The 22,198-nt window shown below is 72.6% G+C and carries 18 protein-coding genes; 12 read left to right on the forward strand and 6 right to left on the reverse strand.

Annotation, left to right across the window (positions count from 1 at the left end; translation table 11 throughout):
• The first annotated feature begins 162 nt into the window (after positions 1-162).
• The 7 genes from ACIHEJ_RS09350 to ACIHEJ_RS09380 all read left to right on the forward strand — a co-directional run bounded on the left by ACIHEJ_RS09350 (position 163) and on the right by ACIHEJ_RS09380 (position 10,088).
• The gene (locus ACIHEJ_RS09350) at positions 163-1,167 is read left to right on the forward strand and encodes a sugar ABC transporter substrate-binding protein (RefSeq protein ID WP_400133512.1); all 1,005 of its coding nucleotides are present in this window, start codon (positions 163-165) and stop codon (positions 1,165-1,167) included.
• Positions 1,168-1,247: 80 nt separating this feature from the next.
• A complete protein-coding gene (locus ACIHEJ_RS09355) occupies positions 1,248-2,252 on the forward strand; it encodes an ABC transporter permease (RefSeq protein ID WP_400134009.1) in 1,005 nt (334 codons plus the stop codon).
• Entirely contained in the window at positions 2,249-3,019 is a 771-nt protein-coding gene (locus ACIHEJ_RS09360; protein ID WP_400133514.1) for an ATP-binding cassette domain-containing protein, read from the forward strand. The genes ACIHEJ_RS09355 and ACIHEJ_RS09360 overlap by 4 nt, the downstream gene beginning before the upstream one ends.
• A 140-nt stretch (positions 3,020-3,159) precedes the next feature.
• Positions 3,160-4,305 (forward strand): ROK family glucokinase, encoded by a 1,146-nt coding sequence (locus ACIHEJ_RS09365; RefSeq protein WP_400133516.1) that lies wholly within the window; start codon positions 3,160-3,162, stop codon positions 4,303-4,305.
• A complete protein-coding gene (locus ACIHEJ_RS09370) occupies positions 4,302-4,883 on the forward strand; it encodes a sugar kinase (protein WP_400133518.1) in 582 nt (193 codons plus the stop codon). The genes ACIHEJ_RS09365 and ACIHEJ_RS09370 overlap by 4 nt, the downstream gene beginning before the upstream one ends.
• 97 nt (positions 4,884-4,980) lie before the next feature.
• Positions 4,981-7,839, forward strand: a complete 2,859-nt coding sequence (locus ACIHEJ_RS09375) for an SNF2-related protein (RefSeq protein WP_400133520.1) — start codon at positions 4,981-4,983, stop codon at positions 7,837-7,839.
• Positions 7,840-8,210: 371 nt separating this feature from the next.
• On the forward strand, positions 8,211-10,088 hold the full coding sequence (locus ACIHEJ_RS09380) for an SWIM zinc finger family protein (RefSeq protein WP_400133521.1): 1,878 nt from the start codon (positions 8,211-8,213) through the stop codon (positions 10,086-10,088).
• A gap of 275 nt (positions 10,089-10,363) precedes the next feature.
• On the opposite strand, the gene ACIHEJ_RS09385 is transcribed toward ACIHEJ_RS09380, so the two are convergent.
• Complete coding sequence (locus ACIHEJ_RS09385) at positions 10,364-11,386, reverse strand: DUF6424 family protein (RefSeq protein WP_400133523.1); 1,023 nt, start codon at positions 11,384-11,386, stop codon at positions 10,364-10,366.
• Between the two features lie 319 nt (positions 11,387-11,705).
• On the opposite strand from ACIHEJ_RS09385, the gene ACIHEJ_RS09390 reads away from it, so the two are divergent.
• Together ACIHEJ_RS09390 and ACIHEJ_RS09395 are read left to right on the forward strand one after the other, a co-directional pair.
• Positions 11,706-12,299: a lasso peptide biosynthesis B2 protein gene (locus ACIHEJ_RS09390; RefSeq protein ID WP_400133524.1), complete on the forward strand. Its 594-nt coding sequence runs from the start codon at positions 11,706-11,708 to the stop codon at positions 12,297-12,299.
• Position 12,300: 1 nt separating this feature from the next.
• A complete protein-coding gene (locus ACIHEJ_RS09395; RefSeq protein ID WP_400133526.1) occupies positions 12,301-14,079 on the forward strand; it encodes an asparagine synthase-related protein in 1,779 nt (592 codons plus the stop codon).
• Here ACIHEJ_RS09395 and ACIHEJ_RS09400 read toward each other — a convergent pair.
• From ACIHEJ_RS09400 to ACIHEJ_RS09420, 5 genes are all read right to left on the reverse strand, one after another.
• Positions 14,063-15,373, reverse strand: coding sequence for a hypothetical protein (locus ACIHEJ_RS09400; RefSeq protein ID WP_400133527.1), 1,311 nt, complete (start codon positions 15,371-15,373; stop codon positions 14,063-14,065). The two genes, ACIHEJ_RS09395 and ACIHEJ_RS09400, sit on opposite strands and share 17 nt — an antisense overlap.
• Before the next feature lie 158 nt (positions 15,374-15,531).
• Positions 15,532-16,197 carry a peptidoglycan DD-metalloendopeptidase family protein gene (locus ACIHEJ_RS09405; RefSeq protein WP_400133529.1) on the reverse strand — a complete coding sequence of 222 codons (666 nt, stop codon included), beginning with the start codon at positions 16,195-16,197 and terminating at the stop codon, positions 15,532-15,534.
• A 9-nt stretch (positions 16,198-16,206) separates the two neighbouring features.
• Positions 16,207-16,920, reverse strand: a complete 714-nt coding sequence (locus tag ACIHEJ_RS09410; protein ID WP_400133531.1) for a hypothetical protein — start codon at positions 16,918-16,920, stop codon at positions 16,207-16,209.
• A gap of 25 nt (positions 16,921-16,945) precedes the next feature.
• Positions 16,946-18,454: an alpha/beta fold hydrolase gene (locus tag ACIHEJ_RS09415; RefSeq protein ID WP_400134011.1), complete on the reverse strand. Its 1,509-nt coding sequence runs from the start codon at positions 18,452-18,454 to the stop codon at positions 16,946-16,948.
• A 64-nt stretch (positions 18,455-18,518) separates the two neighbouring features.
• Complete coding sequence (locus ACIHEJ_RS09420) at positions 18,519-19,235, reverse strand: BTAD domain-containing putative transcriptional regulator (RefSeq protein ID WP_400133533.1); 717 nt, start codon at positions 19,233-19,235, stop codon at positions 18,519-18,521.
• Between the two features lie 149 nt (positions 19,236-19,384).
• Here ACIHEJ_RS09420 and ACIHEJ_RS09425 point away from each other — a divergent pair, with 149 nt between their 5' ends.
• The 3 genes from ACIHEJ_RS09425 to ACIHEJ_RS09435 all read left to right on the forward strand — a co-directional run bounded on the left by ACIHEJ_RS09425 (position 19,385) and on the right by ACIHEJ_RS09435 (position 21,953).
• A complete protein-coding gene (locus ACIHEJ_RS09425) occupies positions 19,385-19,939 on the forward strand; it encodes a hypothetical protein (protein WP_400133535.1) in 555 nt (184 codons plus the stop codon).
• 412 nt (positions 19,940-20,351) lie between these two features.
• The gene (locus ACIHEJ_RS09430) at positions 20,352-20,594 is read left to right on the forward strand and encodes an FAD-binding domain-containing protein (RefSeq protein ID WP_400133537.1); all 243 of its coding nucleotides are present in this window, start codon (positions 20,352-20,354) and stop codon (positions 20,592-20,594) included.
• 423 nt (positions 20,595-21,017) lie between these two features.
• The gene (locus ACIHEJ_RS09435) at positions 21,018-21,953 is read left to right on the forward strand and encodes an SDR family oxidoreductase (protein WP_400133539.1); all 936 of its coding nucleotides are present in this window, start codon (positions 21,018-21,020) and stop codon (positions 21,951-21,953) included.
• Positions 21,954-22,198: the final 245 nt, after the last annotated feature.

Raw genomic sequence — 22,198 nt, forward strand, 5'->3', positions numbered from 1 at the left:
CGCCGTCCGTTCGCCCTGATGTCCGGACAATGCGACCGAGGTGGGCCCCCGGTCGTGTCAGGGGTGTTCCCCGTGTTCGATACTGAAGCGTTTGGGGCCGCTGAGGTGTGACGCATCGGCCCCTCGCGCACGTCACGCACACAGCAAGAAGGGCACGGCCTCGTGGCACGGTTTCGGACCTGGGCAGTCATCGCACTCGCAGGGGCACTCTCGGTGTCCCTGGCGGGCTGCAGCAGCACCGGCGGCAAACGGGCCGAGGACGCCCGCAGGGCCGCCGCCGCTCAGGGCAGGTCGGCGGTGAACACGCCCCGCTGGACCTTCGCCATGATCACCCACTCGGGGGACGGTGACACCTTCTGGGACATCGTGCAGAGCGGCGCCAAGCAGGCCGCCGTCAAGGACAACATCGACTTCCTGTACTCGCACGACGACGAGGCCCAGCAGCAGGCGCAGCTGGTGGACGCGGCGGTCGACAAGAAGGTCGACGGGATCATCGTCACCCTCGCCAAGCCGGACGCCATGAAGGCGGCCGTCGCCCGCGCCGAGAAGGCCGGCATCCCGGTGGTCACGGTGAACTCCGGCTCCGAGGAGTCCAAGGCCTTCGGCGCCCTCACCCACATCGGCCAGGACGAGACCGTCGCCGGCGAGGCCGTCGGCGACGAGCTGAACGAGCGCGGGAGGAAGAAGGCCCTGTGCGTGCTGCACGAGCAGGGCAACGTCGGCCACGAGCAGCGCTGCGACGGCGTCGCCAAGACCTTCCGCGGCACCCTGCAGAAGCTCTACGTCAACGGCACCGACATGCCGGACGTGCAGTCCGCGATCGGTGCCAAGCTCCAGGCCGACCCGTCCGTCGACTCCGTGGTGACCCTCGGTGCCCCCTACGCCGACACCGCCGTGAAGGCGAGGAACGACGCGGGCAGCAAGGCCGAGGTCGACACCTTCGACCTCAACGCCAAGGTCGCGGCCGAGCTGAAGGACGGCACCCTCGGCTTCGCCGTGGACCAGCAGCCGTACCTCCAGGGCTACCAGGCCGTCGACCTGCTGTGGCTGTACAAGTACAACGGCGACGTGCTCGGCGGCGGCAGGCCGGTGCTCACCGGCCCGCAGATCATCACCAAGGACCAGGCGTCCGCGCTGGCCGAGTACACCGAGCGGGGCACCCGGTGAGCGCGACCATCGAACGGACGGACGGCGAAGCGGCCGGCGACAGGACCGGCGACACGACCGGGTCCACCGCTGACGAAAGGATTCTGCGCACCTCGCCGCTGCGCAGGCTGCTCGCCCGGCCGGAACTGGGCTCGGTGGTGGGCGCGCTCGCCGTCTTCCTCTTCTTCGCCTTCGCCGCCGACGGCTTCCTGCACGCCTCCAGCCTCAGCACGGTCCTGTACGCCTCCTCGACCATCGGCATCATGGCCGTACCCGTGGCGCTGCTGATGATCGGCGGCGAGTTCGACCTCTCGGCCGGTGTCCTGGTGACGTCCTCGGCGCTGGTCTCCTCGATGTTCAGCTACCAGATGACGGCGAACACCTGGGTCGGCGTCGGCGTCTCGCTGCTGGTCACCCTGGCCGTCGGCGCGTTCAACGGCTTCATGCTCACCCGCACCAAGCTGCCGAGCTTCATCGTCACGCTGGGCACCTTCCTGATGCTGACCGGCATGAACCTCGGCTTCACCAAGCTGATCGACGGCACCGTCTCCACCAAGACCGTCGGCGACATGGAGGGCTTCCCCAGCGCCCGCGCCGTCTTCGCCTCGACCCTCACCATCGGCGGCGTCGACTTCAAGGTCACCATCCTGTGGTGGCTGGGGCTGGTCGCCCTCGCCTCCTGGATCCTGCTGCGCACCCGCGCCGGCAACTGGATCTTCGCCGTCGGGGGCAACCAGGACGCGGCCCGCGCGGTCGGTGTCCCGGTCGCCCGGACCAAGATCGGCCTCTACATGGGCGTCGCCTTCGGCGCCTGGGTCTCCGGTCAGCACCTGCTCTTCTCCTTCGACGCCGTCCAGTCCGGCGAGGGCGTCGGCAACGAGCTCATCTACATCATCGCGGCCGTCATCGGCGGCTGCCTGATCACCGGCGGCTACGGCAGCGCGATCGGCTCCGCCGTGGGCGCCCTCCTCTTCGGCATGACGAGCAAGGGCATCGTCTTCGCCGAGTGGAACCCCGACTGGTTCAAGTTCTTCCTCGGAGCGATGCTGCTCCTCGCGACCCTGCTCAACGCCTGGGTCAAGAAGCGCGCGGAGGTCAGCAAGTGACTCTCGTCCGGCTGGCCGACGTCAGCAAGCACTACGGCACCGTGCGTGCCCTCCAAGGCGTCTCGCTGGAGGTCGACTCCGGGGAGATCACCTGTGTCCTCGGCGACAACGGAGCCGGCAAGTCCACCCTGATCAAGATCATCGCGGGTCTGCACCGGCACGACGGCGGCACGCTGACCGTCGAGGGCGAGGAGACGACCCTCTCCTCCCCGCGGGAGGCCCTGGACCGCGGCATCGCCACGGTCTACCAGGACCTGGCGGTGGTCCCCCTCATGCCGGTGTGGCGCAACTTCTTCCTCGGCTCCGAGCCCCGCAGGGGCAAGGGGCCCTTCAAGCGCCTGGACGTCGACTTCATGCGCGACACGACCCGGGCCGCACTCCTGCGCATGGGCATCGACCTGCGCGACGTCGACCAGCCCATCGGCACCCTCTCCGGCGGCGAACGCCAGTGCGTGGCGATCGCCCGTGCGGTCCACTTCGGCGCCAAGGTCCTGGTGCTGGACGAGCCGACGGCGGCACTGGGCGTGAAGCAGTCCGGTGTGGTCCTTAAGTATGTGGCGGCGGCACGGGACGAGGGCCTGGGCGTTGTCTTGATCACCCATAACCCGCACCACGCGTACCTGGTGGGGGACAGGTTCGTGCTCCTGAGGAGGGGCACGATGGTGGGCCATTGCACACGGGACCAGATCACGCTGGACGAACTGACTCAGCAGATGGCCGGCGGCTCCGACCTGGACGCTCTGCGCCATGAACTGCAGCGGGGTTAGGGGCGCGGGGCCGCAACGATCGGCGGCTCCGCCCCGGGGCGCGATCAGCCACGACGCACGCCGCACCCGGCGACGACCGAGCACCCCCGCCTCCTGCCCCGCGCCGCACTCGGAGTGAGCGTGCGGCACAATCGAGCCCGATGAGCACCTACCGCGACCTCACGGCCCCCATCGGCTCCCGCCGAGCCCCCGTGCTCCGCACAGTGGGTACCAGGGAGCGCCGGTCACACCTGACTGCCCCCCGTGTCCCCACCGTCGGCATCGACATCGGCGGCACCAAGGTCATGGCGGGCGTCGTGGACGCCGACGGCAACATCCTGGAGAAGCTCCGCACGGAGACCCCGGACAAGTCCAAGAGCCCCAAGGTCGTCGAGGACACCATCGTCGAACTGGTCCTGGACCTCTCCGACCGGCACGACGTGCACGCGGTCGGCATCGGCGCCGCGGGCTGGGTCGACGCCGACCGCAACCGCGTCCTGTTCGCCCCCCACCTGTCCTGGCGAAACGAGCCCCTCCGCGACCGCCTCGCCGGCCGCCTGTCCGTACCGGTCCTCGTGGACAACGACGCCAACACCGCCGCCTGGGCGGAGTGGCGCTTCGGCGCCGGCCGCGGCGAGGACCACCTCGTCATGATCACGCTCGGCACCGGCATCGGCGGCGCCATCCTGGAGGACGGCCAGGTCAAGCGCGGCAAGTTCGGCGTCGCGGGTGAGTTCGGCCACATGCAGGTCGTGCCCGGCGGACACCGCTGCCCGTGCGGCAACCGCGGCTGCTGGGAGCAGTACAGCTCCGGCAACGCGCTCGTCCGCGAGGCCAGGGAGCTGGCCGCCGCCGACTCCCCGGTGGCCTACGGGATCATCGAGCGCGTCAAGGGCAACATCGGCGACATCACCGGCCCGCTGATCACCGAGCTGGCCCGTGAGGGCGACGCCATGTGCGTGGAGCTGCTCCAGGACATCGGCCAGTGGCTCGGCGTCGGCATCGCCAACCTCGCCGCCGCCCTCGACCCGTCCTGCTTCGTCATCGGCGGCGGCGTCAGCGCCGCCGACGACCTGCTGATCGGCCCGGCCCGGGACGCCTTCAAGCGCCACCTCACCGGCCGCGGCTACCGCCCCGAGGCCCGCATCACCCGCGCCCAGCTCGGCCCCGAGGCCGGCATGGTGGGCGCCGCCGACCTGGCCCGGCTGGTCGCCCGACGGTTCCGCCGGGCCAAGCGCCGCCGGGTCGAGCGGTACGAGCGCTACGAGCGGTACGCCCAGGCCCGCCGCGACCGGGACAGCGCATGACCCCGTCCCTGCCCCACCAGGCCGACCCGCCGGACGAGCCGCGCCGCCCCGCCGAGGACCCGCGCCACAAGGCCAGGCGCCGCGCGCTCACCCTGCTGATCATCGTCCTGCTCATCGGCGTCCCCGCCGGCTACCTGGTGATCTCCGCCAACCAGAGCCGCAACAGCGGCAAGGACAAGGAGGCGAAGTACTCGGCGACCGGCCTCACCCCGGGCTGGCCGTCGAAGGTGCAGCGCCGCCTCTACCAGGTCACCGTCCCGCACCCGGCCGACTACATCGCCTACTACGAGACGAACAACTGGAAGACCAGCCGTCTGTACGTGCAGTTCCGCACCAACCCCGCGGGCCTGGACAGCTTCCTGCAGACGATGGGCGTCCGCCGGGACGAGCTGAAGAAGGACGACATCACCATCGGCTCCCGCGACCAGAAGGTCAGCGGCTGGCACTTCACCGGCCCCGGCCCCTGGTGGGGGCTCACGCACCGGCAGAAGAACCCGGCGCCCACCCAGGACGTCGTCGTGAACCTGTCCGACCCGAACTATCCGATGGTGTACGTCGTCTCCCGCACCGTGCCGTGAGCACCGGCCCCGGCCGGTGTCCGGGGCCGGTTGTCAGACCCCGCCCGTAGAGTCGAAGACGACTGATCCGGTACACGGGCGGGAGGTGGCAGGACGTATGAGCGGTGGCACGGCCGCGGTGGCCGAGCGCACGGCGGGCCCCGGCGACGGCGGGAGCGCGGTCCCGGTGCGCCTCGCGTCGGTCTACCTGCCCGCGCCCCTCCCGCGCGAGGGCCGCATCGCCTTCTGGGACCCCGACGGCGGCCCGCTGCCCACCGGACCCGGCACCGAGGCGGACCCGGCCGAGCTGACGGTCGTACGACGCCACGGAGCCGGCGTGCGCCGCCGCCGGGTCCCCGCGCTGACGCTGCCGCTCGCCGAGGCGCTGCCGCTGCTGGTCCGGGCCCGGCGCGACCCGGCCGCCCACCCGGCGACGGCCTGCTGGGGCGCCGCCGCCCTGCACGCGCTGCGACTGGTCGCCCGCGGCCGGCTGCTGCCCGGCCTCACCCCGGGCGGCCACGACGCCTGGCGGGCCGGCCCCCTGGAGCCCGACGACATCGCTCACCTGCGCGCGGTCGCCGCCGCTCTGCCCCCGGAGGGTCACGCCGTGCCCCTGCCGGACCCCGGTCCGCTCCGGCTGCCCGAGCCGGAGGCCCTGATCCGCTCCTTCCTGGACGCGGTCGCCGACACCCTGCCCCGCACCCCGGCCGCCCCGTACACCTCCGGCCGGCCCTTCGCCGCCCGGGAGCCGGTGGCCCTGCCGCAGGCCCACGAGTGGGCCGCCGAGGTCGCCGCGGGGATGGACGCGGGCGTGCGGATCTCGCTCCGCCTCGACCTGTCCGCGTACGACGTCTTCGACGCCGGGGCGAGCGACGGCGCGCGTGCCGCGGGCGCCGCGATCGTGCAGGTGCACAGCCTCGCCGACCCCACTCTGGTGGCCGACGCGGCGACCCTGTGGGCGGACGGGGCCGACACCGCCCTCGGGCCTCGCGCGCGCGTGGACGCGGTCCTCGCCGTGCGGCGCGCGGCCCGCGTGTGGTCGCCCCTGGACCGGCTCGCCGAGCAGGACGTGCCCGACGTGCTGGCGCTGTCCGAGGAGGAGCTGGGCGAGCTGCTCGGCCTGGCGGCCGGCCGGCTGGCCGCCGCCGGGGTCGCCGTGCACTGGCCCCGGGACCTCGCCCGCGACCTCACGGCCGCCGCGGTGGTCCGCCCCGCCCCCGGCTCCGCGACCGACGGCACCGGCTTCTTCGAGAGCGAGGACCTGCTCCAGTTCCGCTGGCAGCTCGCCATCGGCGGGGACCCGCTCAGCGAGGCCGAGATGGACACGCTCGCCGAGGCCCACCGCCCCGTCGTACGGCTCAGGGACCGCTGGGTGCTGGTCGACCCGGCCCTCGTCCGCAAGGCCCGCACCCGCGAACTGGGCCTGCTCGACCCGGTCGACGCGCTCTCCGTCGCGCTCACCGGCACCGCCGACGTCGACGGCGAGACGGTCGAGGCCGTGCCCGTCGGCGCGTTGGCCGCCCTCCGCGACCGCCTCACGGCCGGCCTGCGCCCCGCCGACCCGCCCGCCGGCCTCGCCGCCACCCTCCGCGAATACCAGCTGCGCGGCCTGGCCTGGCTCGACCTCATGACCTCCCTCGGCCTCGGCGGCTGCCTCGCCGACGACATGGGCCTCGGCAAGACCGTCACCCTCATCGCCCTGCACCTGAAGCGCGCCCGCCCCGAGCCGACCCTCGTGGTCTGCCCGGCCTCCCTCCTCGGCAACTGGCAACGGGAGATCACCCGGTTCGCGCCCGGCGTCCCCGTCCGCCGCTTCCACGGCCAGGACCGCACCCTGGACGGCCTCGACGGCGGCTTCGTCCTCACCACGTACGGCACGATGCGGTCGGCGGCAGCCCTGCTCGCCGCCCACCCCTGGGGCATGGTCGTCGCCGACGAGGCCCAGCACGTGAAGAACCCCTACTCGGCCACCGCCAAGGCGCTGCGCACCATCCCGGCCCCCGCGCGCGTGGCGCTCACCGGCACCCCGGTGGAGAACAACCTCTCCGAGCTGTGGGCCCTGCTCGACTGGACCACCCCCGGACTGCTCGGCCCGCTGAAGTCCTTCCGAGCCCGGCACGCCCGCGCGGTGGAGAACGGCGAGGACGCTCAGGCGGTGGAGCGCCTGGCCCGCCTGGTCCGACCCTTCCTGCTGCGCCGCAGGAAGTCCGACCCCGGCATCGTCCCCGAGCTGCCGCCCAAGACCGAGACGGACCACCCGGTACCGCTCACCCGCGAACAGGCCGCCCTGTACGAGGCGGTGGTGCGCGAGTCGATGCTGGCCATCGAGACCGCGCAGGGCATCGCCCGCCGGGGCCTGGTCCTGAAGCTCCTCGGTGCCCTGAAGCAGATCTGCGACCATCCCGCGCTGTACCTGAAGGAGGACCCGCGCGCCGACCGGCTCCTGGCCCGTTCCGGCAAACTCGCCCTCCTGGACGAGCTGTTGGACACCCTCCTCGCCGAGGACGGCTCCGCGCTCGTCTTCACCCAGTACGTCGGCATGGCCCGCCTCATCACCGCCCACCTGTCCGCCCGCGCCGTCCCGGTGGACCTGCTGCACGGCGGCACACCCGTGCCGGAGCGCGAACGCATGGTCGACCGCTTCCAGGGCGGCGAGACCCCGGTGCTGGTGCTGTCGCTGAAGGCCGCGGGCACCGGCCTCAATCTCACCCGTGCGGGCCATGTCATCCACTTCGACCGCTGGTGGAACCCGGCGGTCGAGGAACAGGCCACCGACCGCGCCTACCGCATCGGCCAGACCCAGCCCGTGCAGGTCCACCGCCTGGTCACCGAGGGAACGGTCGAGGACCGCATCGCCGAGATGCTGTCCGCGAAGCGCGCCCTCGCCGACGCCGTCCTCGGCTCCGGCGAGGCGGCGCTCACCGAACTGACGGACCGCGAGCTGTCCGACCTCGTCTCCCTGCGGAGGACCTCATGACGGCCGGCCAGGACCGCCCCGCCGACGCCGCCCGCCGCGCCCTGCGGGCCGCACGGGACAGGACCGGGTCCGCCGAGGAGGCGGCCTCCGACGAGAGCTCTGCGGAATTCCCGGCCGACACCACACCGAAGCGCCCGGGAGACGCGGCACGAGCGGCGCTGAGGGCTGCGCTGTCAGGAGGCAGGGGCGAAGCGGAAACGCCGGAGGGGGCGGACGCCGGGGCACGCGGTGAAGGAGAGGCTCCGGCGGAGGACGATCCTGTGCCGCGGGGCGGGGAAGTGGCCTCGGCGGAAGCCGATCCTGCTCCGCGGGGCGGGGGAGAGGCAGCGGCGGAGGCCGATTCCGCGGCGAAGGGCAGGGGGGCCGCCCCGATGGCCGGCGTATCCGGGCGTGGGGGCGGTGAGGGGGCTTCGGCGGCTGTCGCTCCGGGCCATGAGACCGATGACGTACCCCCGGACGCCCCCGCCCCCGCCGCCGCCCCCGCCTCCGCAGCGTACGGCCGAGGTGACGCACGGGCAGGCACCGCTGCTCCGGGCGCCGATGCCGGTGCTCCGGCCACCACCCCCGCCGCCCCGACGGGTGCCCGCCCCGCCGACGCCGCCCGCGAAGCGCTGCGTGCGGCCCGGCGCGAGGCGCTGCGGGGCGAGACCGCTGAGTCCGGGGCAGCCCGACGGGAGGCACATGAGCGGGCGCGGCCCGGCGCGTCCTCGTGGACGCGTGCTGCGTCCGCCTCCGGACCGGACTCCCGGGCCGCCCGGGTCAAGGCCGTCCACGACATGCGGCACTACCTGGCGAACGCCTTCCGGATGCCCGCGTGGTCCGAGACCCCGGAGGAGGAGACCCAGGCGGACAGCACCGGCGACACCGAGTCCCCGTCCGCCGGCCCGTACTCCGCACCCGCCACCACGGCCACCGCCGCCCCGCCCCCTTCGGCCCTCCCGGCGCCCACCCCGCCCGCCCCGCACGTGCCCCCCACCATGGCCACCCCCCACCGCGACACCGAACTCCGCCGCACCTTCCCGGCGTTCCCGCCTCGTGAGCCGGGAAGCGAAGGCGCCGCGTTCGCCGGGACCTGGTGGGGAAATGCCTGGGTGGGTGCGCTGGAGCAGGGCGCGTTGGACGGCAAGCGGCTGATGCGCGGGCGGGGGTACGCGGACCAGGGGCATGTGGACGCCATCACCGTGACGCCGGGACTCGTGCTGGCGTACGTGCGCGGCAGCCGTCCGCGTCCGTACCGCGTACAGATGCGGGTCCGTACGCTCGCGGACGAGGACTGGGAGCGGTTCCTGGACGCCGCCGCCGACCGGCCGGGACACATCGCCGCACTGCTCGACAAGGAGCTGCCGCAGTCCCTCGCCGACTGCGGTGTCCCCCTGCTGCCCGGTCCCGGCGATCTCGCCCCGCGCTGCAGCTGCCCCGACTCCGGGCACCCCTGCAAGCACGCCGCCGCCCTGTGCTACCAGACGGCACGCCTGCTCGACGCCGACCCGTTCGTACTGCTCCTGCTGCGTGGCCGGGGCGAGAAGGAGCTGCTCGACGCGATGTCCCGGCGCAGCGCCGCCCGCGCGGCCCGGGCCGCCCAGGAGCGGCAGCCGCGGTCCCTGCCGGGCCTGCGCGCCGGCGACGCCCTCGCGCCTCGCCAACTCCCGCCCCTGCCACCGCCGTTGCCGGTTCCGCCGCACCCCGAGCAGCCCCCGGTGTATCCGGCGGCCCCCGGCGGCCCGGATCCCTTCGCGCTGGACCAGCTCGCCACCGACGCCGCCGCTCGCGCGCACGCGCTGCTCGGCACCGGGCGCGACCCGGTCGGCGAGCTGACCCTGTGGCAGGACGCTGTCCGGCTGGCCGCCGCCCGCCCCGGTTCCGGGCTCACGGCCGCCACCCGCGCCCTGTACGCCACGCTCGCCACGGCCGCCGGCCGCACCCCGGCCGACCTCGCGCGTGCCGTCGCGGCCTGGCGGCAGGGCGGCCTGGAGGGGCTGGCCGTCCTGGAGGAGCCGTGGGACCCGCCGGCCGGCCGCTTCGACCGGGCCCGCCCGCTGCTGCTCGCCGCCGACCTCCCCGCGTTCCGCCCCTGGCGCAACCGTCTCACCCACCCGCGCGGCCACGTCCAGCTCCGCCTCGGCCGCGACGGCCTGTGGTACGCCTACGAGTCCGAGCCCGCCCAGGACGACTGGTGGCCCCGCGGCACCCCGGACCTGGACCCGGTGGGCGCCCTCACGGGACTGGGCGCCCTGGACGACATCGCCTGAACAACGCCCGCCGCGCACAGAGCGGTTGGGCCGCAATGACCGGCGGCGCGCCCGCCCCTGCTCCGGCGGGCGGCGGTCATGCGCCGGAAGGCCGAAGGTGCCGTGCCGGATCATCGGCGTCCGGCATCCCGATCGGCCCGGCGACCGGCATCGGCCCGGCGATCGGCATCGGCCGAGCGACGCGTATCAGCCGAGCGCCGGCATCAGCCGAGCGACAGGCACCAGCCGATGACCGGCATCGGCCCGGCGATCGAGCGGGGCACCCCGGGACCTCGCTAGCCGGAGCTCCGGCCCGCGCGCCGCGGTGCACGGGGCGTCAGCGGACCGGACGCGGTGCGCCGACCGGGGGCGACCTGCTGGGCGAAGGCCTGCAGGGCCACATCGCTGTTCGCCGGCAGGACGGCCATCAGCCCCCGGTCCTGGGCCTCGGCGACCGTGGGGGCGGCGGCGCTCCCCTCCGGGACGAAGGTCAGGCGGACGTGCCCGTCACCGGAGCCGCGGCGGTCCACCGGTGCGACGGCGCCGTGAGTGCCGTCGGGCAGGGTCACCCACAGCTGGAAGTCGTCGTACCGGACGAAGTCCGCGCCCTTCACCGGCCAGGGGTAATGGTGTTCACCGGGCACGCTCGGAAGGATGCCCTGGTGGTTGCCGTGGCTCAGCGGCACGCACGAGTTGAACAGGGAGTCGGTCCACGCCTCGACGCCGTCGGCGTCCTTGATCGGCGTGCGCAGCAGGTCCTCGGCGCGGTCGTAGCCGAGGTCCGCCAGCGCGGGCAACGTGAGCGGGAAGGCGTCGACCAGTTCGGCGGCCTCCTGCCGGAGCCGGTCCACCTTCGCGGGGTCGGCGCAGAACTGCATGCTCCACTCGATGCCGACCCGGGCGCGGTACATGAGCCAGTCGCGGGATCCCTTGACCCACAGGCTGCCGCCGTGGTGCATCTCCCAGCGCTCGGAATTCTGCGCCCCCTGCCCCGCCTCCTCGGGTCTCGGCCCGTACGGCAGGTCGGCGTCCTCCATGGCGTGGAGGATCTTGTGGGCTGTCTCCTTGGCGGCCCGGAACTGTGACGATTCAAAGCGCTTCGGGTGCTCGACGAGGCGGATCTTCCACGGATGGTTCTCCGATTCGATGCCGCCCGGCCGGGGTTCGGGGTGGCCCATGGCTGACCTCCTTGGCTCGGCCTCACGGGCCGGCCGCCGGCTCGCGGGGCGGGGATCCCCCTGCATCCAGCGTGCTCCGCGAACCGGCCGACCGCGACCCGGGCGGGCGACCACGATCGTGGGCAATGCCCCTGCGTACACGTCTTGTTGACGGTGTGTGGTCCGGTGCGGAGCGCCGTCGTGGAAGGCCGGCCCGGTCGGCGCCGGCAGTCCGGTTGCGGGGCATTCCAGGCAGAGTAGCCTGGAGTTGATCGGCCCTGCCTGATCTGGGAGGTGGGCGATGTTTCTCCGATTTCTGCGGCATCGCAAGCCGCATCGGCTGGTCCTTCTCGGCGACGGCCGTTCGATCCGGGGCTTCAGCGGCGGACTCTTCGACGGTCACGGTTACATGTCCTGACTCCGGTCACGGCGGAATCCTGGAGGAAGTGCGGTGACAGAGGAGACCGATGCCCTGGCAGCCATGACAAGGACCCTGTCACCGCACTGCCGTGTCACAGCGATGTCCGACGGAGCGCTGATCGCGGACTGGAAACGGACGCGTTTTCTCGGGATGGCGGCGGAGGACGTCCGCAAGTTCGCCGACGGAACCCCTGAGGAACGCGCCGAGCTCGCCGGCGTGCTCCTGCGCGCCGGGTGCGCCGCGGACCGCCGGAAGCGGCACGCGGACGCCGGGGTCGGGCCCTGGCTGCGCGGAGTGCACCTGCTGATCCGGACCGTGGGATTCGGTCGGGTCCTCCGGCTGCTGTCCTTGGCCGCACCGGGATACGCCCGCGCGGACGTCCCCTCCGCGGAAGAGGTCCGACGGCTGAAACGAGCGGTACAGACACGCAGCCGCGGCAGCTGGCTGGTCGACGGCGACTGCAAGTCAGAGGCGGTGACGGCCTTCGTCCTGCTGCGACGGTCCGGCCTGCAGGCCGTCCTGCACGTCGGTGTGCGCGAGCACCCCTTCGCCCTGCACGCCTGGACGGTCTCGGCCGGTCTGTGCATACCGGACGCCGATCCGCGAGGGCACGCCTTCGACCCGGTGCTCACGGTCGACGGCGGGGGACGGTGACATGGACGCCCTCCGCCTCGAATGGGCGGGCGGCGCCCCGAGGCTCAGGACCGCCGACGCCATGGCACGTCAAGGACTCGTGACGACGGTCTCCTCGCCGGCCGGCACCGCGGCCGTCGTCGGCTGGGTCGGATCGGCCCACGACCGGGCGACGGGTGCCCGCGGTCTCCTCGACGCCTACGGCCGGCAGGGAGCGGCCCCACCGCTGCCGGCCGGTGACTACGCGGCCGTGGTGGTGTGCCGCGACCGCATCCTCCTGACGCGTGACGAGCAGGCACGCATCCCCCTGTTCTTCAGGGAGTCCGGGGGCCGCGTGAACGCCGTGAGCACCTCCGCCCGCGCCCTGGGCAGCACCGGCGAGCTGGACCTCCGCTACTTCTGCCGCTGCCTGACCGGGAACATGGCGCAGCCGCACACGGACCTCACCCCGTTCACCGGAGTGCACCGCGTCCTCGGCGGCGAGGTGGTGGAGCTCTCCCTCACCGGGCAGCTGCGCGGTCGTACGCCGCGACGCCCCCGTCCCGCCACCGACGCGCCCGCGTCGACCGCCGACGCACCCCGCCTCGACGACGCCGCGCAGGACCTCCGCCTGGCGCTGGAGAGCGCCGTCGGACGCCGTATGGGCACGACGACGGCCTGCCATGTCTCGGGCGGCACCGACTCCACCGGTGTCGCGCTGCTCGCCGCGCGTCTGCTGGCCGCGGCCCCCGACGGCCCCCGGGAGCTCGTCCTGCTCGCCGGGCGTTTCTCCCGCGGAGAGCTGGCCGCGGAGCAGCCGTACCTCGACCTCGCGCTGCAGGAGATCCGCCGGTACGCCCCCGCGGCCCGCCCGGTGATCGTCGACGCCGACGACGTGGCCGACTTCGACGACTTCCGGCACCACGCAGGAGACGCCGACGAACCTCATGCGCACGCGTTCCGCGCCCCGTTCTGGAGCAGACTCCACGGCGAGGCCGCGCAACTGGGCTGCGACACCCTCCTGACCGGCTGCGGGGCCGACCCGGTCGCCGACGCCAACCCGTTCGACCTGCACAGGCTCGCCCGCACGGGCCGGCTCCGGCAGATGACCCGGCAGGCACGCGCCTGGGCCGAGGGGAGCGAACGGGGCCTGCGGGACGTCGTCCACGCCTATGTGGTCCAGCCGGCTCTCCCGCTCACGGCCGAACGGATCACCGCACTGTCCCGTGGCGGATCGGTGCTGGGCGGACTCGGCACCTTCGCCCGCCCCCGCTGGCTGCGGCCCGGATTCGCGCGGGCGCAGGGATTCCGGGAGGCGCGCGTCGCGGAGAGCCGCTTCGTGTTCGGGCGCAGACCCGAACGATCGCTGTACGACGCCGCCAACTACGTCGCCGCGCCCGATCCGCTGTCCTGGCACCGGGCCGGACAGGACGGGTTCTTCCTCTCGCACCCGTTCCTCGACCCCGAGGTCGTCGACACGATGAGCCGCCTCCCCGCGGCGGCCACGTTCCGGCCGGGCCGTCCGAAGGCCGTTCTCCGCGCGGCCCTGGCGGACCTGCTCCCCGCCCCGATCCGCGGCAGGGCGGTCAAGGTCCCCTTCGACGACCTCTACGCCCGCGGCCTGCGCAGGCACGGCGACGAACTCATCGCCCTGTGCCGCTCCGCCCGGCATCCACTGGTCACGGAGATGTTCGACACCGAGACGCTGTGCCGGGCCGTGCGGGAGGCGCAGCTCGGCATCGGCGACGCGCACTCCTGGGACCGGATGAACAGTTCGCTCGCCGTGGTGGCCTGGCTGGAGGGGCTCAACGCGCGGTCTTGATGTCCCACAGGTTCCGCACGTAGGGGCCCGCGAGCAGTTCCATCAGGCCGTACTGGGTCGTCACCTCACGTTCTTCCTCGGGGCTGAGCTGGCGACCCTCCTCGCCCTCGCGCGCGATGGTCGTCACCACGTTCGCGCCGTGAGTGCCGAACCTCCAGTAGACCGTCACGAAACGTGCATCCCTCGTGTATTCGTCGATCGAATTGTTCTCCCGCACCCTGGCACGGTAGATGACGGAGTCGAAGCCTGATTTCTGTTCCTTCTTCACCCATTCTGGGTACTTCTTCTCGCCCCAGGTTTTCGTCAGGAAATGGAGCGGTGGCTGCAGTACGAGTCGGTCCTTGCGTGCGAGATTCGCAGTGGCATAGAACGTCACCTGGTCGTACGGCGTGTTGCTGGGTAGTTGTACGACCAGTCGCGTGGTGAAGGTGTCGCTCGACTCGATCCAGTATCCATAGGGCATCCACGGTTGCGCGTCCACCAGATCGCCGGCCTGGTGGATCTCCCTGCGGGAGAGCGGGTTCACTTCGGAGGGCTTGGTCCATTGATCGGCATCGGCTCGCCACTGCTGGCGGAGCCGGTCCCTGTCGCTCAGCGTCACCTTCTGCGCCATCGCATGGAATTCGGAGCCGAGCACATAGAAGCTCCTGTCACCGCGGTTCTGGATGGTGATGTCGACCGGTACGACGAAAGCCTTGCCGTCCTTGCTCCGGACCGCTTTCCCCGGGGACAACGTGATGACGGGCCTGGTTTCTCGCTCGTACGGTTGATAGAGGTTCTGGTAACCGTAATTGGCGATCGCGATCACCGAGGGAAGAATCACTGCCGCGGCCACCCGTTTGGGGGTGGGGACCAGGACCGACGTCCGCCACACCGCGAAGACAGCCGCTGCCGAACCCACCGCGAGTACGCCGAACACCACCATGTAGAAAATGGAATCGGCGTTCTTGCGCGTCGAGATCAGGATCATGACGTTGGCCAACAGGGCCGTGAACGCGCAGAACAGGGCGACCAGTCCCGAGTAGGGGAAGCAGTGCCGGATCCAGTGGTCCACGACTGCGGTGGCGCCCACCAGCGTGGTGAGCGCGCCCACGAGAAGAACGGCACCGGTGAACCGGCCGGGGAAGTTCAGGGCATGGAAGAAGTCCTCGAGGCCGAACCGGGCCAGCAGCACCGTCGTCGTCACAAGGACCAGTTCGATCAGCACGACAACCACCTGCGACCGCCGGGTGTTCAGCGAGGGCCGCAGCACTTTCGGGCGCAAGCCGTTGTGCGACCTGGGCGAAGTGCGCACCCGATCACCTCCTGATGTGCCGTGCCGGGACACACGTGTGCGGCGCGGCCGCGGGGGGTCCGCTGCCGTGCCGAGGGTTCGTCACCATCGTCCGGGGTGATCCACGGGGGCGCCATCGGACGCCCCCGGACGTGGGACCTCCCCGGTGCGCCCGCGGTTCACCAGCTGGGCTTCGCCACCGCGCCGTAGGACCAGTGGGGGCCCTTGGACATCTCGAAGTGCAGGTGCGGCCCCGTGGCGTTGCCCGTGGCCCCGACCCTGCCGAGCTGCTGACCGGCGGTGACCTTCTGACCGTCGTTCACCTGCCGCTGCGACAGGTGACAGTAGGTGTAGACATGACCGTTGTCGGCGCTCAGCCCGATCCACTGGCCGTACGCCCCGCCCTTGCCGTTCGACCAGGCGACGGTGCCGTTGCGCACGGCGACCACGGGGGCGCCCGTCGGCGCGGCGAAGTCCTCACCCGTGTGGCGGCCGAAGCCGTCCGGCTTCCAGGCGTACGGGCCCCGCGCGAAGAACTCGAAGGTGACCTTGTGCCCCGGCACGGGAGACGCCACCCGTCCGCCGCCGGAGGCCTTCGGGCGGTCGACGGTGAAGCCGGCGTGTCTGCCGAGTGTGCTGAGGGAGGCGTAGCCGGGGATGCCGTCGGCGTCGGCTCCTTTGTAGCCCTGGGCGAGCTGTTCGGCGCGGTAGGCGGCCCTGGTCTGTTCGCCGAAGAAGCCGGTGGGACCTTCGGCGATCGGGTGGCCCCGGGCGATCAGGGCCTTCTGAACGATGCGGACGTCGTCGTTGTGCGCGCCGGGGCGGACGTTGTTCAGGGAGACCATGACCGGCTCCTAGTAGCCGTGCGGAGGGCGGTGCGGGTCCGCCTGCTGCACGCGGGCGGCGAAGTCGGAACCGGAACGGTTCACGTGGTACCGGTCGCGGACGTAGTTGATCGTGGCGCACATGTCCGCGACCACGTCGTACGGGGTGGTGGCGGTACCCGCCTGGTGGTAGGTGGCGAAGGTGGTGGGAATGCACTGGGTCGCGCCCCGCGAGCAGTTCTGCGGGTGGCCGTCGGGTGCTCTCCGGCCCCGCGCGTTGCTGTCATGGAGGTTCACCCGCCACTGCGGGGCGTTGTAGGCGGACTCGCGCTCGGTGATGGTGACCAGCGCCGGGACGCCGTACCGCGGGTCCATGCCGGTCAGGTCGCACGCCTTGCGCGCGTAGCGCCGCATCGCGTCCGGCCCGGAGGCGTCGTGCGGATCGTCGTAGGTGACCTGGCCGAGGGTGAGCCGCCCGGTCCCCGCAGCGGCCGCGGGGCGGTCGACGGTGAAGCCGGCGTGTCTGCCGAGTGTGCTGAGGGAGGCGTAGCCGGGGATGCCGTCGGCGTCGGCTCCCTTGTAGCCCTGGGCGAGCAGTTCGGCGCGGTAGGCGGCCCTGGTCTGTTCGCCGAAGAATCCGGTGGGACCTTCGGCGATCGGGTGGCCCCGGGCGATCAGGGCCTTCTGAACGATGCGGACGTCGTCGTTGCGCGCGCCGGGGCGGACGTTGTTCAGGGAGACCATGACCGGTTCACTTCCTTTCGTGTCGTCAGCCCCAGGGGGCCACGGTGAGCCTGATCCGCGCGTCCTCCCCGAGGATCGGGGCGGCGGTGCCGGGCAGGGGGACGTGGCCGACCCAGGTGCCGGAGGTGGGGTCGTCGTCGTGGAGGGCGTGGCTGTCGGGCCGGTAGGCGCTGATCGGGCCGGCGATGGCGGAGTTCCAGATGGCCGAGACCGCGGGGACCGGGCCGGCGGGGTCGGCGCGGACGTCGATGACCAGGATGTCGTCGAAGTCGGCGGTCTGCTCCAGATGGTCGTCGAAGCTCAGCAGACCGTCACGGCGCCGCAGCGACAGGATCCGCAGGTGCAGCGCGTACCGCATGCTGCCCGTGGCGTCCGGCCGCAGGCCGCTGCACAGGAACGTCTGCACCAGCGGCACCGTCACCCCGTCGTCCGCGCCGCCGTCCGGCAACTGGAGGGGGCACCAGTGGGCGCTCGTCCGCTCGTGCGTGACGATCTGCAGGCCGCGGACCGACAGCCGGACCTCGGCCTGCCACACCGTGTCGGCCCGCCGCGGCAGCCGGACACCGACGAGCGCGGCCTCCGCCCGGCAGTCCCCGAACAGGAAGCGTCGCAGATTCTGGTACCCCTCCTCGGAGTTGACGAGTCCGTAGCGCCCGCTGTGACTGCGGTGCACATACGCCTGGTGGGTGCCGGGAACGTACGCGTTGTCGATCTGCACCAGACCGTCGCTGCGCGGTCCGACCGTGGCCGTCGACAGGCCGTGCGCCACGTCGTAGTCGGCCGGATCGGTGCCGATCAGGCAGAAGACGCGGTCGTCGGGGTGGAATCCCCCCTCGTCGGGCATCGCGCGCGCGTCCCACCCCGGCGGCGGACCGTCGGGGTCGGTCAGCCTCTTCGGCGTCAGGTACTCGTACATGCGCTCACGCCCGAAGACGTCCGCGCCGTTGACGCCGGTGAGGTCGCGCAGCCTCTCCAGCACGCCGAGGCCGACGTCGAAGGCGATGCCGCCGTGCGGGGTGCCGTAGGTGAAGAGCCTGTCCACGCAGTCGGCCGGATCGCGGCCGAGATCCGGGAGGATCTTCTGGATCAGGCAGCGGCAGACCAGGCCGCCCATGGAGTGGGCGACCAGATGCACCCGCTCCGCCCCGGACTTGTCCCTGACCGTGTCGATCAGCCGCAGCAGGTCCTCCGCGGCCGTCTCCAGCCGGAACCCGCGGGGGCGTCCGCCCCAGGTGGTCGCGGACGCGTCGTAGAACCGGTGGATCCAGATGGTGTCCGGCGGAACGCTGTCGTGGCCGGCGAGGTAGAGCGCCTGGCCGCCGTCGACGAGGATCCGGTAGCCCTCGTCCAGGTGGAGACGGAGCAGAGGGCTCTCGAACTCGTAGAAGCACGGTGTGTCGTCCGGTCCGATACGGATGTGTGTGGAGCCCTGGTTGAACCCGTAGAAGGGGTCCGTCACCACCTTGTCGATGCCGGCGGTGTCACCGGCGTATCCCCGGACGTAGACGATCGGCAGTTTCGGGGTCGGTGCCATGCGGTCCTCCAGGATCGGCATGTCGAGGCTACGGACGCGCCGTCAGCCCGGCGTCAATCCGGCGTCATCCGCCCGGCAGGCGCCACCCGTGTCGGGCCAGCATGCGGGTGAAGCGCGGGGACGGCTCGACCCCCAGCTCCTCCCGCAGCAACCGCTGGAACGAGCGGTAGTGACGGACCGCCTCGATGAGATTGCCTTCCGCGAGATGCGCGGAGACGGCGGCCCGGTGCGCGCTCTCCCGGAGCGGCTCCGTGCGCACGCTCTCCCACGCCGCCTCCAGGGCGAGCGCCGGCCTGCCCTCGCGGACGAGCGCCTCGGCCAGCGCGTCGAGGGCGTGCAGCCGCAACTGCCGCAGGCGTTCGCGCTCCAGCAGCACCCATTCCTCGTCCCAGCCCGGCAGCAGGTCCTCCGCCAGCAGCAGCCCCTGCGGGAGCTGGGCGGTGCGCGGCGGTCCGCAGCCCTGGACCACTCCGAGCGCCGTCTCCGTGAAGGCGTGCACGTCGACGTGCAGGGTGTCGGCGGTCACGAGCGAGTCCCCGGAGCACCGGATCAGCGGCTGTTCACCACGCGGAAGCTTCCACAGGGTCGTGCGCAGGCTGCCCCTGGCGCGCTCCTCGGTGACCTCGGGCCACAGCGACCCGGCGAGGACCGTGCGGGGAACGCGTCCGCGCAGCGCGACGAACGCCAGCAGGCGCTGCCCGTTGCGGCACAGCTCGACGGGCTCGGCATCGCATTCCAGCCGGAAATGGCCGAGCAGTCGCAATTCGGGAGGGGAAGACACCGTGAGCCTCTCGACATCAGTCTCGGCCGGTGCGACCGGGCCGCGCAACTTCGCGGTTTGCGGACCCGTCGACCCGCGATCAGACTCGACATGGGGATTTCCATCCAGGCACGGTCCGACGCCCGGATCACTGGTGGGAGGACGGAACCATGAGCGTTCTCCGGTTGCAGACGAACGACCCGGCGACCATCTCGTGGGGGCATGTCCAGGTCCTGCTGTGGATCCTGCTGTCCGCCCTCCTGGCCATCGGGATCGTCCTGGTCGTCGCCCGGCGCATGGTGCCGAGCCGTACGGCGTCGTCGAACAGCATCGTCCGCAGTTGGGTCGCCATGGCACTCGTCACCGGACTCGTGGCGTTCTGCGCGGTGGCCTTCGCCGTACGGGACACCAACCTGCGCAGCACACTGATCGGAGCGCTCGCCGCGGCCGTGGGGTCGGCGGTGGCCTTCTACTTCTCGGGCAAGGGTGCCGAGGCCGCCCGCAAGGACCTGCTCAGCGCCGCGTTCGGGGGCGAGGAGGTGGTGCCCGACCTGATCAAGTGCACCAAGGATCAGGCCGCCCTGAAGCTGGGCCCGACCACGCTCAAGCTCGAGCTGGCCCCCGACTCGGGACCGTCCGCGGCGCCGGCCGCCATCTCCCGCCAGGACCCCGCCAGAGGAGCGACCGTTCCCAGGGGCACGGTGGTGAAGGTGACGTTCCCCTGAGCTGATGCCCCGTCATATGTTGTTGAAGCATCACTGGTTGATGATGAAAACGTCTGCATGCGGATCGGGATCCGGTGGCAGGAACACGTCGCCGGAGGGAGAATCGGGGGAGAGGTGAGCGGCGTCGATGAGCGTCGCGCACTGTTCTCACGACCTCGAACGAGGCGTTTGCCCATGGCTTTCCGGGGCGGGACCAGTAAGTGCGCATGGTCACCCGTGGCCGTCTGTGCACCGGTCACCTGGCGTCGCACGTGCTGGAGTTCCGGCGGGTGTCGGCCGCGAGCAGGTACGCGGCCCTCGGCCTCGAAGCCCTCCGACTCGAACGTGCCGGTCAAGGACGACGGGCGGCACCGTGGACACGGGAAGCGCGCGGGAGCGCGAGGGTGCACGGACGACGACTGAGGCGGTTCGCGTGGCGGACGAGTGGGCCGGGTGGACGGCCGGCGTGAAGGGAGCCGCCACGCAGTGGGTGGCCGGCACCGGCATCCGGCCGGGCCGGGTGCTCGACCCCGTCACCCAGGCCGAGCGGTACGACCCCGACGGCATCCACGTCCGCCGTCGGGTGCCGGAACTGCGGGACGTCGGGGATCCGGCGGTGGACGAGCCGTGGAAGCCGACCGGCACCGACCGTGCCGCCCTCGACCACACCGGATGAGCGGCCAGTGCGACGGCTGCGCCCACCGACGCGGCGACCGTACCGGAGAGCGGGCCTGCCCCTGCACGACCGGTTGCTCGTCCTGCGTCCACCGCCCCGCACGCTGCTCGCCGCCGACCAGCGCACCTCCCGTGCAGTTCAGGGCCTGGACCGCCGCACCGACGCGGAGGACGTGCCGATCACGGACCGCCGGTGGGACGAGCGGCCGTGCCCTGACCGTTGCCGGCGGCCCCTCGCCCGCACGGCCGAACGGACTCGCATGGGCGCGGGGTGTGGGAGCACCCTGCCGGTACAGGCCGCGTCCGGCCGGCGACGTCTCCGCGGTCCCCCGTGTCCGGGGCGGGCCGCCTCGACGCCGGAACGCGTCCACGGCAATGGCAGTGCCGCCGGGGCACTGCGCCCCCAGGAAGAGCGAGGATCGCCATGGACACCGTCCTCGGCAGCGCCGTACCCGCCGCAGCCGCCCACGCGCCCCTGCGGGGGCGGACCGTCGTCGTCACCGGAGCCGCCCGCGGGGTGGGTGCGGCCCTCGCGCGTCGCCTGTCCGAGGCGGGCATGCGGGTCGCGCTGCTCGGCCGTGAAGGGCAGACGCTGCGCGCGGCCGCCGCCTGCCTCGTCTCCCCGAGTCTCTGCGTCGAGGCGGACGTCACCGACCGGGCGGCGCTCGACAGGGCCGCGCGGCAGGTGGAGGACCGGCTCGGCAGCGCGTCCGTCGTCGTGGCGAACGCGGGGATCGCCGTCGGCGGCCCCTTCAGCCGTACCGACGGCGACCTGTGGCAACGGGTCATCGACGTCAACCTCGTCGGGGCGGCCAACACCGCCAGGGCCTTCCTGCCCCAGCTCACCCGTACCCGCGGCTACTTCCTGCAGGTCGCGTCGACCGCGGCCTTCGGCTCGGCACCCATGATGAGCGCGTACTGCGCGTCCAAGGCAGGCGCCGAGTCCTTCGCGCAAGCCCTGCGCGGCGAGGTCCGGCCCGACGGTGTCGCCGTCGGCGTCGCCTACCTGCACTGGACGAGCACTGACATGATCACCGGCATCGACGACCACCCGGTCCTGCGCTCGCTGCGCGAGAACCAGCCCTGGTTCGCACGCCGCGTCCACACCCCCGCACAGGTGGCCGACTGGCTCGCGACCGGCATCGCGCACCGTGCCCACCACGTGTACGCGCCGCCGTGGCTGCGCTGGTGCCAGCCCCTGCGCCCGCTGTTCCCGGCGCTGGTGGGCCGGGTGGCACGGCGCGCACTGCGCCGTACGTCCGCCGACGAACTCGCGTCCGCCACCGAGGTCATGGGAGCGGGCGGCCGGGCCGACTGGGAGCTGTTCAGGTCCGCGGAACGTCGCCGGGCCGACCCGTGACGCTCCGGCTGTCCCGCATGCGTGGTGCACGGTCTCCGGGGACGAACACGCGTCAGGGCGGGATGCCCCGGGCCGCGCTCCCGCTTCTCCGGCGTCGCCGCTGATCGACGTGAGGGCACCACGGGGCACGCCGTACGACGTCTCGACCGCCGGTCACCCGCGCTGTGCCGCGACGAGCCGGATCCGGGGCGGCGCCGCGCGTTCAGGCCGGCCGAGCGGACGGACGCGCCCCCCGTCAGCGCGCG

Source organism: Streptomyces sp. NPDC052301, from assembly GCF_044593395.1.
Lineage (GTDB): Bacteria > Actinomycetota > Actinomycetes > Streptomycetales > Streptomycetaceae > Streptomyces.